General features: G+C 60.0%; 13 protein-coding genes. 2 read left to right on the forward strand and 11 right to left on the reverse strand.

What is annotated here, in order from left to right:
* The first annotated feature begins 15 nt into the window (after positions 1 to 15).
* Positions 16 to 549 carry a PepSY domain-containing protein gene (locus tag SIC17_RS06205; RefSeq protein ID WP_412546708.1) on the forward strand — a complete coding sequence of 178 codons (534 nt, stop codon included), beginning with the start codon at positions 16 to 18 and terminating at the stop codon, positions 547 to 549.
* Positions 550 to 840: 291 nt separating this feature from the next.
* Here SIC17_RS06205 and SIC17_RS06210 read toward each other — a convergent pair whose 3' ends face one another.
* Both SIC17_RS06210 and SIC17_RS06215 read right to left on the reverse strand, forming a co-directional pair.
* Positions 841 to 1791 (reverse strand): sensor histidine kinase, encoded by a 951-nt coding sequence (locus tag SIC17_RS06210; RefSeq protein WP_412546709.1) that lies wholly within the window; start codon positions 1789 to 1791, stop codon positions 841 to 843.
* Complete coding sequence (locus SIC17_RS06215) at positions 1676 to 2218, reverse strand: hypothetical protein (protein WP_412546710.1); 543 nt, start codon at positions 2216 to 2218, stop codon at positions 1676 to 1678. The genes SIC17_RS06210 and SIC17_RS06215 overlap by 116 nt, the downstream gene beginning before the upstream one ends.
* Before the next feature lie 101 nt (positions 2219 to 2319).
* Between SIC17_RS06215 and SIC17_RS06220 the strand changes: the two genes are divergently transcribed.
* Positions 2320 to 2931, forward strand: a complete 612-nt coding sequence (locus SIC17_RS06220) for a response regulator transcription factor (RefSeq protein ID WP_412546711.1) — start codon at positions 2320 to 2322, stop codon at positions 2929 to 2931.
* A gap of 132 nt (positions 2932 to 3063) precedes the next feature.
* Here SIC17_RS06220 and pstB read toward each other — a convergent pair whose 3' ends face one another.
* The 9 genes from pstB to SIC17_RS06265 all read right to left on the reverse strand — a co-directional run bounded on the left by pstB (position 3064) and on the right by SIC17_RS06265 (position 14624).
* Positions 3064 to 3831 (reverse strand): phosphate ABC transporter ATP-binding protein PstB, encoded by a 768-nt coding sequence (gene pstB / locus SIC17_RS06225; protein WP_291896527.1) that lies wholly within the window; start codon positions 3829 to 3831, stop codon positions 3064 to 3066.
* A 46-nt stretch (positions 3832 to 3877) separates the two neighbouring features.
* Positions 3878 to 5617: a phosphate ABC transporter permease PstA gene (gene pstA, locus SIC17_RS06230; protein ID WP_412546712.1), complete on the reverse strand. Its 1740-nt coding sequence runs from the start codon at positions 5615 to 5617 to the stop codon at positions 3878 to 3880.
* Entirely contained in the window at positions 5610 to 7310 is a 1701-nt protein-coding gene (pstC, locus tag SIC17_RS06235; protein ID WP_366940137.1) for a phosphate ABC transporter permease subunit PstC, read from the reverse strand. Before pstC ends, pstA begins: the two co-directional genes overlap by 8 nt.
* A gap of 158 nt (positions 7311 to 7468) precedes the next feature.
* Positions 7469 to 8530: a substrate-binding domain-containing protein gene (locus SIC17_RS06240; RefSeq protein WP_291896532.1), complete on the reverse strand. Its 1062-nt coding sequence runs from the start codon at positions 8528 to 8530 to the stop codon at positions 7469 to 7471.
* 362 nt (positions 8531 to 8892) lie between these two features.
* Positions 8893 to 10086 carry an OprO/OprP family phosphate-selective porin gene (locus SIC17_RS06245; RefSeq protein ID WP_291896534.1) on the reverse strand — a complete coding sequence of 398 codons (1194 nt, stop codon included), beginning with the start codon at positions 10084 to 10086 and terminating at the stop codon, positions 8893 to 8895.
* Positions 10087 to 10119: 33 nt separating this feature from the next.
* Positions 10120 to 12084 carry a methyl-accepting chemotaxis protein gene (locus SIC17_RS06250; protein WP_291896536.1) on the reverse strand — a complete coding sequence of 655 codons (1965 nt, stop codon included), beginning with the start codon at positions 12082 to 12084 and terminating at the stop codon, positions 10120 to 10122.
* Between the two features lie 355 nt (positions 12085 to 12439).
* Entirely contained in the window at positions 12440 to 12886 is a 447-nt protein-coding gene (locus SIC17_RS06255) for a response regulator (RefSeq protein WP_291896538.1), read from the reverse strand.
* A 3-nt stretch (positions 12887 to 12889) separates the two neighbouring features.
* Positions 12890 to 14203: an ATP-binding protein gene (locus SIC17_RS06260; RefSeq protein WP_412546713.1), complete on the reverse strand. Its 1314-nt coding sequence runs from the start codon at positions 14201 to 14203 to the stop codon at positions 12890 to 12892.
* Between the two features lie 10 nt (positions 14204 to 14213).
* Positions 14214 to 14624, reverse strand: a complete 411-nt coding sequence (locus tag SIC17_RS06265; RefSeq protein WP_412546714.1) for a hypothetical protein — start codon at positions 14622 to 14624, stop codon at positions 14214 to 14216.
* Positions 14625 to 14836: the final 212 nt, after the last annotated feature.

A 14836-nucleotide genomic window follows, 5' to 3' on the forward strand; every position in this document is an offset into this window, starting at 1 on the left:
GCAAGGATGCGAGCCATGAAAATCGGCAAGCTTCTCCGCGACATCCATCACTGGGCCTCTCCTGTCATCATGCTCCCGCTGGGCGTGATGATCATCGCCGGCCTGTTCCTGATGCTGAAAAAGGATTTCGACTGGATCCAACCGCCGACCCAGCGCAGCGCCGAAGTCGCTGAGGGTGTTCCTGACACGACGCTGGCACAGCTCTATGAAGCCGCCGTGGCCGTTCCCGAGCTCGAGATTTCAGCCTGGGAAGAGTTCGAGCGAATCGATATCCGCTCGGACCGCGGCATCGCCAAGTTCATTGCGCCAAACCGCTGGGAAGCACAGATCGACCTGGTGACACTGGATGTGCTGTCTCTGGAGTATCGCCGCTCCGATCTGTTCGAACAGATCCATGACGGCTCGTTTTTTGCCGACTGGGTGAAGACTTTCATCTTCCTGCCCGCGGGTATCATCCTGCTGGTTCTATGGCTGACGGGGATCTGGCTTTTCTTCGAGCCCCATATCAAGCGCTGGCAACGCTCCCGACGCCGCGCGGCAAAACGCTGACCCAAAATAAATAGCGGAGCGATCCGGGTGAGTGGATCGCTCCGCTAGTCCATTCTGACTTACCCCCTAGTTCGTCAGAACGGTATTCTCGACTCTTGCGGGCATCGTAAGCCGAGAACTCACCATCGCTCGAGCCGGAGAGGCGGCAGTCAGAGCAATAGAGATAGCGCTCGCGTCGTGGCCGATTTCCAGCTGGCGCGAGTTCTGACGGAAAATGATCACGCGAAGAGACCGAACTAAATACGCAGATCGACGTATTTTTTCGAAATTCGCCTGGTTGTTTCTTTCGCGCTACTCACGCGTGTCCGTTCGCGGCAGCCGCAGACAGGCATGCACGCCACGCCCCGGCTCGGATCGCATCACCAGGCGGTAGTCGCAATTCTGGGCCAGCCGGAAAATCAGGTCCAATCCGTAGCCCGAAGCACGGTCCGCGCTGTGAATGCGGTGTTCAAAATAGGTCTCGCTGTCGAGCACGATCGGCTCGCTGGACAGACCGCGCCCATTGTCGACCACACACAGCATGACATCCTTACCACAGCGCCTGACGCCCAGCAGGATGCGCTCGGCCTCGGCATGGGCCACCGCATTGATGATCAGATTCAGCAGGATGCGCTCGACCATGCTCTTGCTGGCCTCAACATGGAGCGCGCTGCTCACCTCGCGCCATTGCACCTGATTGACCGAAATGGTCTCCCGCGCCAGAGCGGCGGTGGTTTCAAACAGGTCGGATACCGCAACGGGGCTGGACCGGTTCCAGTCCGACAGGTTTCGTTCGGTCCGGGACAGTTCGAGCACCGAGGTCAGGAATTGCGAGATATTCCGGGTGAGGGATTTCTGCTTGTCTGCTGTCTCCTGCGCCGCGGCGAGGTCGCCGCGGTCGAGCGCCCGGCTGAGCACCGTCGCGTTAAGGTCGAGAGCGAACAGGGGCTGGCGAACATCATGCCCGGTGGACGTCAGCAGGAGTGAGAGAACGGAATTGGCCTTCTCTGCCTCGTCCTTCGCGTCCAGATAGACCTTGTTGAGAAAGAAATTGCGCCGCGAGACTCGGCCCGACAGGCGCATCGAGACATACATCGCAATTGCAGCCGGGATCATCGTGGTCAGGGTGATCACATACACCCGGGCCTCACCTGGCTGGAAGAACAGCAACAGCGCAAGGTACCAGGCGATACAGATTACCGAGAACGCCGCGCTGGCCTGGAACAGGTGATAGTTCAACATCCCGATCAACGCGTAACTCATCGCCATCCAGAAGGAGATGGCGAGAAAGCGCGCTGAAAGCCCTTCCGGCGTCGTCTCGTAGTTCAGGTAGAACAGGTTTACCACGGCGACGAGCGACACATAAAAAAGCGTACCACCCAACCAGCAACCAACGTACCCAGGATTTCGGGGCTCGCGTGGCCTCGCTCAGCAAGGCACCAACCACAATCAGGCAATACATGAAAAAGCTGACCCGCCAGGCAATCAGCAGACGCACCCCCTGTTGCATGTCCTGGATCTGGAGTTCGTGGGTGACCGAAGTCAGCCAGGTAATCCCCGCAAGAAACGCGGCCAACGCCGCCAGGCGGAAGGCGACTGGACGGACATTCAGCCAGTATTCCTGCTCCAGCGTGTCGTCCTTGAAACGCCCGCTGAACCAAAACCTGTCAGGAAAGTCTGCATCCCGCATCAACGACGCCCTTCACACTCACTCGCTTGCCCCGCCAAGGCTATGTGATACGAAAGCAGAAGACTGTCCAGCCACGCGACCAGAGCGGCCGCCAAGATTAAATGTCCTTCCCCCGCGTTCTCATCATCGACGACCACCCGCTCGTCAGCGACGGCCTGCAATCCCTGCTGAGCGTTGAGGGCATTGCTGACACGGTGAACACATTCACCAGCGCCAGTGCCGCGTTGACAAACGGCACGCCTGAAACCGCCGATCTCGCCCTGGTGGATTTCGGCCTGCCGGACATGACGGGCCTGCAGCTCATCTCGGCCTTGCGGGACAGCAATCCGGATCTCATCTGCGTGCTGATGACCGGTTCTCCGCTGACCGTTTCGGAGCGCGAGGAGTTGGCGGGTTTTGCCGGTCATTTCTACCACAAGGGCGACCCTGTGGAGGACCTGGTCGAGGCACTCAGGGCGCCGCTGCCCTCCCCTGCCGCCGACAATGCCGGCAGCGCAGAGCGCATCGCCGAGCTGACGCGGCGGGAACTCGAATTGCTGGCCCTGATCGGCGAAGGGCATGAACTGGGTGAAATGGCCAATATGCTTGGCATTTCCGTGGGCACGGCCCGCAAACACCGCGAGAACCTGATGAACAAGCTGGACGTACGCTCCAGCCTGCGCCTGATGCGGCTTGCCCTGCAGGCCAATATCACGCGACCTGACGCAGACTGACACCAGCGCACCCTGACGGGAACCCGTTCAAACAGGGCGCCGCGTCACGGCATCCGGGATCATCACGGGAGATGGCAAAGGCCGCTTCGCACGCATCGACATGATCAGAACGGCCTTGCCTGGGCGGGCTGATCAGCCGAAACGGCCCATGATGTAATCCTGCGTTTTCTGCTCACGCGGATTGGTGAAGATCGTCTCGGTCGGGCCATGCTCGACCAGGTCTCCCAGGTGGAAGAAGGCCGTCTGCTGGGAGACACGCGCCGCCTGCTGCATGGAGTGGGTCACGATGACGATGCAGTAATTCTCGCGCAGCTCGTCGATCAGCCCCTCGATACGGGCCGTCGCGATCGGGTCGAGTGCCGAACACGGCTCGTCCATCAGGATGACTTCCGGATTGACGGCGATGGCACGGGCAATCACCAGGCGCTGCTGCTGGCCGCCGGACAGGCTTGTGCCCGGATGTGACAGGCGGTCGGAGACCTCTTCCCACAGGCCCGCCTTGCGCAGGCTCTGCTCGACAATATCGTCCAGCTCGTCGGAGGACTGCGCCAGGCCGTGAATACGCGGACCATAGGCGACATTGTCATAGATGGATTTCGGGAAGGGATTCGGCTTCTGGAACACCATGCCGACACGCGCACGCAGGATCACCGGATCCAGGTGTTTGTCGTTGATCTCCTCGCCATCGATCTTGATGGAGCCCTCGACCCGGGCGCCCTCAATCGTGTCATTCATGCGGTTCAGACAACGCAGGAAGGTCGACTTGCCGCAACCCGACGGCCCGATGAACGCGGTGACGCTGTTCTTGGGGATGTCGATGGATACGCTGTTCAGCGCCTGCTTGTCGCCGTAGAAAACGTCGACATCGCGTACTTCGACTTTTGAATTCGTCTCGCTCACTTTGTCCTCACAACCCTGGACCCTGTCTGACAGTGTCCATCCATGCCTACCATCTACGTTCAAACTTGTGTCGCAGATAGATGGCGAGCGCATTGAAACTGATCATCAAGCCCAGCAGCACCATGATCGCGGCAGCTGCGCGCGGCTCGAAGGCGCGTTCGGCGCCATCATACCAAAGGAAAACCTGTACTGGCAGAACCGTCGCCGGCTGCGTCATGCCCTCAATGTCCAGGCTCGGCGTCTCGGCGATAAAGGCCACCATGCCGATCATCAGCAGCGGCGCGGTTTCACCCAGCGCGCGTGACAGGCCGATAATGGAGCCCGTCAGAATACCCGGAGCGGCCAGCGGCAGGACGTGGTGGAAGACGGTCTGCGTCTGCGACGCACCGATACCCAGCGCAGCATCGCGGATCGAGGGCGGCACAGCCTTCATGGCGGCGCGTGTCGCGATGATGATGGTCGGCAGCGTCATCAGCGACAGGACCAGACCACCCAGAACCGGCGAGGATCGCGGCAGGCCGAAGACATTGATGAAGACAGCCAGGCCCAGCATGCCGAACACGATCGACGGCACGGCGGCCAGATTGTTGATATTGACCTCGATCAGATCCGTGACCGGATTCTTCGGCGCAAATTCTTCCAGATAGATCGCGGCAAACACACCCACCGGCACCGACAGGATCAGAGCGATCAGAATGGTGAGGATCGAACCGTGCAGCGCACCACGCACACCAGCGAGCTCAGGCTCGCGCGAGTCGGCATTGCCGAACAGATAGCGGTTCGTGTGTTCCTCGATGACACCGCGGTCACGCAGGACACGGGACCAGACCAGCTGGTTGTCCGAGGAACGCCGGCGGCTTTCCGGCACATCCACGACCAGCAGGTTCCAGCTGTCCGCGCTCTGGCTTTCCGGCTGCACGACCGCACGACCGGTCGCCCGGGTCCCGTCAACAGAAACACCGTCCAGCTTGTAAGCACCGCCTGCCATCTCCACGATGACACTCGGCAGAGTGTCGTCGAGACGGAAAACGCCATCCTCGGCATCGGCCCAGTCAAGCAGGCCCTGCTGGCGCTCACGCAGATTGGCAATGCGGTCTACAAGCGCACTGACATCCTCGTCACCGGCAGCCTGGACACGCAGATCCAGCTCGTCGGCGCTGGCCCCCAGGGCGACAGCCTCATTGCGCAGAGCCGCACGCTGGTTTTCAACCATGGCTGCAAACCCGGCATCATCGCTGACAAGCGCAATGGAGCGCCCCTCTTCCGCGGCGCGCAGCGCGGTATTCATCCGGGTCTCGGATTGATCCAGCAGCTCGCCCTTGAGGTAAAGATCCATGTCGTCCGACAGCGGCATGCGGAAACGATAGCGCGTGCCGACCAGTGACGGATCCTCGATGACTTCATCCATCAGCCGCGGTGCGTTGAGCGCGGTGTAAAGCTGGAAAAGCTGGCGAAGATCGCGGCGTGCCCGTACTTCCGGGAATTGCTCACGCATCGCGTTTTGCAACACGCGGGCATAGGATCCCTCGCGCAACGAAACCTCACTCCCATCACCTTGCGGGTCGACCAGATCACGGTCCAGATCGACCTCGAGGAAGATCTCATTGGCGGTATAGGCCGGCAGGCTCTGCATGCCGATCGAACCGAGCAGGATCACCAGGATCGCGACCGCGGAGAAAATCGCTGCGAGCCCCAGGCTGCGGAAACGCGCCTCAGACCGGTAACGCTTCGCCAGACGGGCTTCGACCGCTGCCTTGATGGCGGGTTTTGACACGGACTCAGTCATATTTTTCCCGGTAACGACGAACAACACGCAGGGCGATGATGTTCATGATCAGTGTGAGGATGAAGAGCACCAGTCCCAGGGCAAAGGCCGAGAGCGTCTTGACGCTGTCGAACTCCTGGTCGCCGGTCAGCAGCATGACGATCTGTACGGTGATGGTCGTGACCGCTTCGAGCGGGTTCGCCGTCAGGTTTGCACCCTGGCCCGCCGCCATGACCACAATCATGGTCTCGCCGATCGCCCGGCTGATCGCCAGCAGGACAGCCCCGACAATCCCGGGAAGGGCCGCCGGCAGAACAACCTGGCGGATCGTTTCAGACTTGGTCGCGCCCATTGCATAGGAGCCATCGCGCAGCGTCTGGGGAACCGAGTTGATGACGTCGTCGGACAGCGAGGAGATGAAGGGAATGATCATCACACCCATCACCAGACCCGCCGACAGGGCGCTCTGGGTCACCACGTCTTCAAATCCCAGCGCACCGAAAATGCCACGGATGAACGGGCCAACCGTCAGCAGGGCGAAGAAGCCGTAGACCACGGTCGGGATGCCGGCGAGGATCTCCAGCAACGGCTTGGCGATCTGGCGGAAACGCGTGCCGGCATATTCCGACAGATAAATTGCAGAGAAAAGGCCGATCGGCACAGCAACGACCATCGCGATCAGAGTGATCATGGCCGTACCGGCAAACAGCGGCACCGCACCGAACGCGCCGGACTGACCGACCTGATCCGCACGAATGGCGATCTGCGGGCTCCACTGCAGGCCGAACAGGAATTCCTGTAGCGGAACTTCACGGAAAAAGCGCAGGCTTTCGAACAACAGGGAGGCCACGATGCCAACCGTTGTCAGGATGGCAATCAGCGACGACAGGAAGAGGACGACCAGGACCAGGCGCTCTACATTGTTGCGAGCGCGGAAGCTGGGCGCGATCTGGAAACGGGAAAGACCGAAACCTGCAATGGCCATGAGAATGACCAACCCCGCCACCGAACGACGGATAAGGGCCTCGGTTTCAACGAGCGACGCCGCGGCTGCATCCAGGGCCGGCGAGGTGCGGCTGGCAATACGCCCGTCTGCAATGCGTCGCGCATCGGCCATGAAGAGTTGTTTGGCTGCATTGCCACCCAGTTCAAGCTGGAAGCCGGCCCTGATGCGATAGCCGCCCGCATCTTCGGCGATACTATCGAGAATGCCCTGGGAGATTTCTTCCTGGCGTCGGACAGCCTGGGCATCCGTATCCGTTGCCAGATTGAGGACTTCGAGCTGTTCCGCGCGTCGCGCCTCGATCATGGCCGGGTCACGATCCTCGCCGCGTGTGCTGCGCAGACGGGAAATCTCTTCGTTCAGCTCGACCACACGGCCACGCTGCTGGGCCGCGGCGGCTGTCAGCGCTTGGTAGTCAGCATCATTGGTCAGGGTCTCGAGATAGGTCGAGGTCAGCGGCGCTGCTTCCCGGGTCAGTTCGGACACGACCATGCGATCCGCGACCTGGCCACCGATCAGCGCATAGGCCATCAGCACCAACAGCGCGGGAAGGCCTGTCCACAGGGCGACATAATATCCGTAATAGTTTGGCAGGGAGTGCAACTCGCGTCGTGCATCACCCACCAGGCGGATCGCTCGAGTGCGTCCTGCGTAGAAGCCTCCGGCGACGACCACCAAGAGGCTAAAAGCGATAATCGTATCGATCGACATCAGTGCCCATTCCAGCGCCAGAAAAGCGCCTCGCCACAATACCCGCACGCCGCATACGAGCGCAGGCATGTCTCCGTCAACTAATTGTTGATGGCGACATGCCTGACTCAAGCTGTTCCCTGCTACGGCGCGGCCTCACAGGGAGCTGAATTTGGTGCCTATTCAGGCACTTCCGTCATAGCGGTCAGAGCGCGAGCGCTGGCAGCCATTTCAGCACGTTCATCATCACCCAGCGGGATCAGGCCACGATCGGTCAGGTAACCAAACTCGCCCCAGGCATCCTCGGAGGTGAATTCACGAACATAACCGGCCAGACCCGGGACCAGATCCGCATGGCGATTCTTCACATAGAAGAACAGCGAACGGGATACCGGGTAGGAGCCGTCTGCGATGGCTTCGAATTCCGGTCCGACACCGTCAATGATCGCACCAGCGAGGCGGTCGGAGTTCTGGTCCAGGAAAGAGAAACCGAAGACGCCGAACGCGGTCGGGGTGTTGACCAAGGTCTGAACGATCGCATTGTCGTTCTCGCCGGCATCAACCCAGACACCGTCTTCGCGGATACGGCTGGCGATCTGCTCGAAACGGTCGCTGTCTGCATCGTCCAGCGCTTCCATGCACGCAATACCGGCAGCGCCACCCTGCATGGCCAGCTCGACGAAAGCGTCTCGCGTGCCGGAGGTCGGCGGCGGGCCAAACACCTCAATGCGCTGCTGCGGCAGGGAGGCGTCGATCTCGGACCAGTACTGGTACGGGTTTTCCTGGAAGGAAGAGCAGGTGTCGTCGGCGGGAACTTCAGCCGCCAGCGCCAGCCACAGCTGCGTCAGGGTCAGTTCCATCGGGCCTTCACCATTGTCGGCGGCGCCCAGGACGATGCCGTCGAAACCAATGCGGACCTCGGTGATGTCGCGCACGCCATTGTTCTGGCAGTTCTCGAATTCGGATGCCTTCATTCGGCGGGACGCATTGGTGATATCCGGATACTCAACACCCACGCCGGAGCAGAACAGGCGCAGTCCACCACCGGAACCGGTGGATTCGACAACCGGGGTCGCATTGCCCGTCTTGGCGCCGAAGGACTCAGCTACTGCGGTAGAGAACGGAAAGACCGTGGACGAACCGACGATGCGGATCTGGTCGCGGCTCTGCGCATCGGCAGCACCGGCAACAGCCAGCGCAGCCGTCATGGCGCAGGTGATAGATTTCAGCGTGCTCTTCATTACGAAGCTCCTAAAAGAGGCGTGTTTCCTAAACGCTCTGTCAGCACCAGCCCGAACCGGCTCACCCGCTCCGCGATGTGGCTGATGAGAACATCAGAACACCCCGGAAGCGGATCTGTGATCGGCTTTCACTCGGACCGGCCAAATCCCCATTTCGAATAAATCCGAAAAAACTCACAGCTCGGATACCGAGTCTGTGTGACAGTTTGACGACAATCGGATGACAAGTTTGTCTCCACCAATTTTCGTTAACTATAACAGGAAGATAAAATCGAATTGCGGAAACCTGTTTTCACCACCTCAACGCACAACGCCGCCCCGGTTCGGAGCGGCGTTGCTGACGATTCTGGTCTTTGTGAAAATCAGAAGTCGATCTGGAAACGGAACTGGGCTGCATCGCCCTCTTCCACATAACCCGGACCATCATGCTCACCATCAACAAGGTTGAACATGACACGGAAATTGCTGTGAACGTACCAGTTCACGCCCAGCGTCGTGGTCTGCAGGGTACCGAGACCGGCATCCCCCATATCCGCGTAGTCAAAACGTGCAGCGATCTCGAACGCACCATAGCCTCCGGCTGTCACAGGAGCATCCGGGCTGGTCCGGTTAAACGTGCCGGAGGACTGCTTGTAACGTCGCGTTTCACCCGTGATGAAATGACCGATGGAGACAAAGCCGCTGACAAATGCCGGGTCGCCGGCAGGCCCGTCGAGCGATACCCGAGCCAGCTCACCGTGAAGATGCGTCGCGCCCCGGACCATCGCTGCTTCGAAGCCGAGGAAGGTCGAGCTGTCGGCTTCGCCCAGCGGCCGACCAGTGCGGTAGTCAGCGGCGGCGAAACGGTTGGACAGGTGCGCGTTCGGGCGGACACGTAGGCGCGTGCCGGCATCGCCGTGGTCCGTCCGGCGAATGGATGCGCCGAGGTGGTAGAGCGGGCCGCCTTCTTCCTGGTTGGACCAGGTGAATCGCGCTGCAACAGCACTGGAATCATTGGCTTCGCGGAAGGCAAAATTGTCATCCAGCGGGGCGCCAAAAATACCGGCGCTCGCCGTGATGCTGTCATTGTTCCAGTAGTAGGCAACGCCGATGCGGCGGTCGAGACCGAACAGGTCCGTCGCCATGCCGCGCTCCATGAAACTGACATAACGCGAAGAGGTCAGTTCCTCCATCGAGTTCATGGTCTTGAACTGCCCGACACGCAGCGACCCCTCGCCGACGGAGAAAGTCAGGTGTACGTCCTTGGCATCAACATCATCACCGGAGAAATCGAACTCGGCGACAAGCTTCGTGCCGTTAAAGCTCGTTTCGATGCCAAGGCGGGCCGTGCGCCATTCTTCGGAGTCACCAGGCTCGGTGCTCAGCGGGCTGTTCCAGTCGATGCTAGCGATATCGAAATAGGCACGACCGCGGAATTTGAAGTAGTTGCCAGATTCCTCAGCATCCCAGCGTGGGCCAGGAGACATGTTGAAGTTCCAGTCGTCGGCAAAGGCCGAGGCCGGCACCGTGAGAGCGAGGGCTGCTGCACCAAGCAGCTTCAGGGTTTGAGTACGCATTCTATTTCGTCCCGTTTGAATAGAGTGTGTGGATCAGGCTGCCCGTATCTGGTCGATGAATGTGGCCAGATCGGATTTGAGTTTTTCAGCGCCGTCGGAAACGCTCCGTGCGGCATTGAGAACTTCGTCAGAGGCCCGGTCGGTATCGCGAACGATTGCTGACAGGGCGGTGATGCTCTCGGTCACCTCGGCCGTTCCTTCGGCGGCCTGGGCAACGCTGTGAGCGATTTCATTAGCAGCCGCATCCTGCTGCTCGACCGCGCTGGAGATGGCGGTGGCGCCGGCGGCGACATTGTCGATGGTTCCGGCCATCGCCTCGATCGCGGCAATGGCCTGTTTGCCACTGGCCTGGATCGCATCGATCTGATCGGCGATCTCCAGCGTTGCATTACCGGTCTGGTCAGCCAGCGCCTTCACCTCGGAGGCAACAACGGCAAAGCCCTTGCCTGCATCGCCCGCTCGCGAGGCCTCGATGGTCGCATTGAGAGCCAGAAGATTGGTCTGCTCTGCAATGGACTGGATGAGGGAGACGACTTCGGAAATTTGTGACACCGCCTCAGCCAGGTCGGATACCGTCTGGCGAGTGGTATTGGCTTCCTCGACCGCGCTCTGGGTATCGGTGGAGGCATCGCTCACCTGCCGGTGGATCTCGCGAATGGAACTGGTCAGCTCCTCTGCTGCAGAGGCAACAGTTTGCGTATTGCCCGATGTCCGCTCGGCGGCAGACGCCACGGTCCCGGCACGTTTGTCAGCGCCCTGGGCAGATCCGTGCAACTCGCCAGCAGAAGCGATCATCTGGCTGGCCGCAGCAGCGAGTTCGTTGACGATCTGACCTATACGGTTGTCGAATTCATCGGCAAGATCATTACGGGCCTTCGCGGCAGTCTCGGCCTCACGGGCCTCGGTCTCTGCACGCTGCGCACGCATCGTCTCCATCTCGTGATACCCGTCCTGGAAAATCCGGAGCGTGCGAGCCATTTCGCCAATCTCGCCGCCGTCCTTGCTGTGTGGCACGTCCGCATCCACTTCGCCGCGCGCCAGTCCGCTCATCACATCAGTGATGGCTCGGATCGGATGGGCGATGGAGCGGGCAACGATCCAGGTCACACCGAAGGTGAGCAGAACCACCACCGCCATGACCGCCAGGCTGACAATCAGGATCTGAGACCGGGATGCCGCCAGCTCGACCAAAGCGGCTTCGCTACCGGCTTGAGCGTGCTCGAGAATGACATCAAAGTCGGTGCTCATCTCGGCGAAAATCGCAGAGAGCGTGGACACGTCTTCATCGAACTGCAGACGCGTTTGCGCCCAGGTTCGGAAATCGCGGCCATAGTTCTGCATCAGCTGGGAGATTTCAGCCTGGTCAGCTGCGCTGTAGCTACGGGTCGCCATCAGTTCGGCGAACTCGACCTGGCGCGTTGCCAACCGGTCGATATAGCGAGACTCAACACGCAGCATGAAGTCCTTCTCGTGCCGGCGCATCATCAACATCAGCACGGTCAGTTCCGCGTCGCCAAACTCGTTGAGACGGGTCTCGACTGCATGCACAGCGGAGCGTAACCGACCTTCCAGGCCCTCGCTGGGCGTCAGCCCCAGCTCAACGGCCTGGGCAACGACGCTTTCAAACGCGGTCCGGTGACGTGGCAACGCTGTTGCCAGACGCGCCGCCGCGGCGGCGGTTTCGGTGTCCAGATCATGCGACTGAATCTCGCTGATGACCCGCGCAACCGTGTCCGCGTCGGTCAGGTAGCGATCGAGGTACTGGACATCCCGGCGCAGGAGGAAGTCCTTTTCCCGGCGGCGCATCTGCAGCGCACCGATTTCCATCTCGAGCGCCAGGCGCTCGATCTCGGCAAACTCGAGCCCGCGCTCGATCGCCGCATCGGTCTGGGCGCGACTGATGAAGAAGATCGAGAGAAGCGCGATAACTGCGAACGCGGAAAAGCCAGCGAGAATGCCGACCCGCGCGTGGATGGAAAGTCGATTAATAGCTGCCATGGAATACGGCCCTGTTCCTGAAACAACGATTGCACGAGATTTCGCGCATATTCGGATTTCGGTTCTGCCGTATCGCTCGTTTACGTGACAGTTTTATAAAACATTTGGGAATTCACGAATTTGTCACCATAAAATGCCTTGAATTTCCTTCGGTAGCGAAACAGTCAACCGCCCCCCTTTCAGACACGCGTGCAAGTCGCAGAAATCACTTGATTTCAATTATTTCGGGTATTCTCGTAGGGTTGATTGAATCGAACTAACGAGCCGTATTTCCCACTCGGGGCGCCCGCATAATTTTTTTCAATCGACGTTTTCGAAGCCTTTTTCGACCTGGTTTGCGGGAGAGAATCAGCGTTCAGGCAGCGCGTCTCGGCTTCATCGCTCCCGCGATTTCACCCTTGAGGGCGACAAAGTCGACAGGCTTGGTCAGGCACGCAGTGGCACCGGCCTGGCGCAAAGTCTCGCTGGTTCCGGTGTCTGCATCCGCTGTGACCATGATGACCGGCACATCGCGATAAGCTTCCTCGGTAGCGCGGATTTCGCGCAAGGCATCATCACCGGACATGACCGGCATTTGCAGGTCCATCAGAACAACATCAATGGCCGCGTCTTCATCGAGACGGTTGAGTGCCTCCTGGCCGTTTTCCGCCTCGATCACAATATGACCAGAAGCCTTGAGGAATTGCGCCAGCAGGAAGCGGTTGGAGGCAATATCCTCAACGATGAGCACATTGAAACCGCCGCTCTTGTCCGCCCCCGCTGGTGTGGCATCTGGCGTGGGGAGCGCCTCCGGCTTACTCACCTGCTACCGCGGAAGAAGCACAGTGAAACAGCTTCCAACACCAGGCTTGCTGCGCGCCGAGATATCGCCGCCCATAAGGCGCGCAAACTGGCGGGAAATCGCCAGACCCAGTCCAGAACCACCAAACTCCCGCGTGTCGGATTCGTCGATCTGGCTAAAGCGGTCGAAAACGCGAACAAGGTTTGCCTTGGCGATACCCGGACCGGTGTCTTCGACCCGGGTCCACACCTGCCCGGTCTTGCCGGCCCGGTCCACATGGATTGCGACATGACCGGTATCCGTGAATTTGAGGGCGTTGCCGGCAAGGTTCGTAACGATCTGGCAGACTCGCGTTTCATCGCCCCGGAAAGAACAATCTAGCTCGGGAGAAATCTCCACTCGCATATCCAGCCCCCTGCCGGTCGCCATCGCGCCAACAGCGTCAGCCAAGCGCTGGATCACGTCGGTGAGACGGAATTCATCGGATGCAAGCCGGATCTGTCCCGACTCGATCTTGGACAGATCCAGCACATCTCGGATCAGGTCGAACAGCATGGCTCCGGATGAACGAATAATGCGCAAATATTCTGCCTGGTCCTCGGATAACTCCGTCTTGTCCAGCATCTGTGAAGCGGCCAGCACGCCATTCAGCGGCGTTCGGATTTCATGGCTCATATTGGCCAGGAACTGGGATTTGGCGCGGTCGGCGGCTTCCAGTTCCTGAACCTGGTTCAAGCTGTCGCGGAAGCTGAGCAGAGCGCGATTGATATCCCCGATTTCGTCGCGGCGCTTCGTTTCAGGGATGGGCGTTGCCAGCTGGCCAGCTTCCAGGGCCTGAATGGCTTCAATGGAGCGATGGATCGGCTGGCGCACCAGCAGGTGGGACACCGCCAGAAGCGCAAGGATCACGCAGACCACCAGGCCGACACCCGTATAAAGCACCAGCTGCCGGATCTGGATGGCATCCGCCATCACCGTGGCCTCCGGGACCGAGATGGCGACTATCCAAGGCTGGTCGAACTGGCGAAGATGGATCGGCGACAACAGGTGCAGCAGCCCGTTCTCTCCCCGCACAATCGTCACATCCTGGGGAATTCCCGGTCCAGTAGCGGATGCCGGCCAGAAATCAGCGGCTGGCGCAACGGGCTCACCCAACTGGCTCTCATCACTGGTCGCGGCCCACATCAGGTCATGCGAGACCAGGCGCACCATGCCGTCGCCGTATGGCCTGATACCGGCAAAATGCTCGGACAGCGCTGACAGATCAAAATCAACGCCCACAACGCCGATTGTTTCCCCATCGCGCGAGACCGGAAAAGCCGCCGAGAGAAGCAGCACCCACTGGCCTTCAATCAAATAGGGGGCCCGGGTTCGTCACATAGGGCTGTCCAGACGTCAGCGGCACACGATAATAGTCCGACTGTGCCCCTTCGGCGTCAGCGAAGGTCAGGTGATGACGCTGGGCACCATTGCCGAAATTGTACACATAAGGCCGGAAATGCCCGGTATCTGGATGGGCCAACCAACCATCGCGCTCCACATTGGCGTCGTTTCCGTCGAGCGCATTCGCCTCGACAACAAACCAGGCGCCCGCGAACATCGGCTCTCCATCGACAAATTGATAGAGCACCTCGGCCGCAGCCGTCTCGGTGAGTTCCCGGGTTGTCAGGCGGGCCACGGTCGCGTCGACGAAATGGGAAATAATCAAAATGGACGCTATCACCAACACCGATGCCAGCACACTCGCAGCAAACGCCATCCGTCCCCCCAGAGACGTCGGCATCAGCGCACGAAGCGCCGCCCCCCGCCCTCCCCGACCGGTTCCGGTTTCATCAATTTAAGACGACGTCTGCAAAGGCGAACATCCGAACAACAACATCGATGGTGATGACTGGCATCACTCAAACAATACCTGATTGTGGATAAGAGTTCGTTAGTGCAACCAAAGGATAAGACCGCACATCACCGGCG

This window comes from Maricaulis sp. MIT060901, from assembly GCF_047123815.1.
Classification (GTDB): Bacteria; Pseudomonadota; Alphaproteobacteria; order Caulobacterales; family Maricaulaceae; genus Maricaulis.

Bases quoted from the DNA above. Each gene is read 5' to 3' on its own strand.
- SIC17_RS06205 (WP_412546708.1), top strand. From the start codon at position 16: ATGAAAATCGGCAAGCTTCTCCGCGACATCCATCACTGGGCCTCTCCT.
- SIC17_RS06210 (WP_412546709.1), bottom strand. From the start codon at position 1,791: ATGAGTTACGCGTTGATCGGGATGTTGAACTATCACCTGTTCCAGGCC.
- SIC17_RS06215 (WP_412546710.1), bottom strand. From the start codon at position 2,218: ATGCGGGATGCAGACTTTCCTGACAGGTTTTGGTTCAGCGGGCGTTTC.
- SIC17_RS06220 (WP_412546711.1), top strand. From the start codon at position 2,320: ATGTCCTTCCCCCGCGTTCTCATCATCGACGACCACCCGCTCGTCAGC.
- pstA (WP_412546712.1), bottom strand. From the start codon at position 5,617: ATGACTGAGTCCGTGTCAAAACCCGCCATCAAGGCAGCGGTCGAAGCC.
- pstC (WP_366940137.1), bottom strand. From the start codon at position 7,310: ATGTCGATCGATACGATTATCGCTTTTAGCCTCTTGGTGGTCGTCGCC.
- SIC17_RS06240 (WP_291896532.1), bottom strand. From the start codon at position 8,530: ATGAAGAGCACGCTGAAATCTATCACCTGCGCCATGACGGCTGCGCTG.
- SIC17_RS06245 (WP_291896534.1), bottom strand. From the start codon at position 10,086: ATGCGTACTCAAACCCTGAAGCTGCTTGGTGCAGCAGCCCTCGCTCTC.
- SIC17_RS06250 (WP_291896536.1), bottom strand. From the start codon at position 12,084: ATGGCAGCTATTAATCGACTTTCCATCCACGCGCGGGTCGGCATTCTC.
- SIC17_RS06265 (WP_412546714.1), bottom strand. From the start codon at position 14,624: ATGGCGTTTGCTGCGAGTGTGCTGGCATCGGTGTTGGTGATAGCGTCC.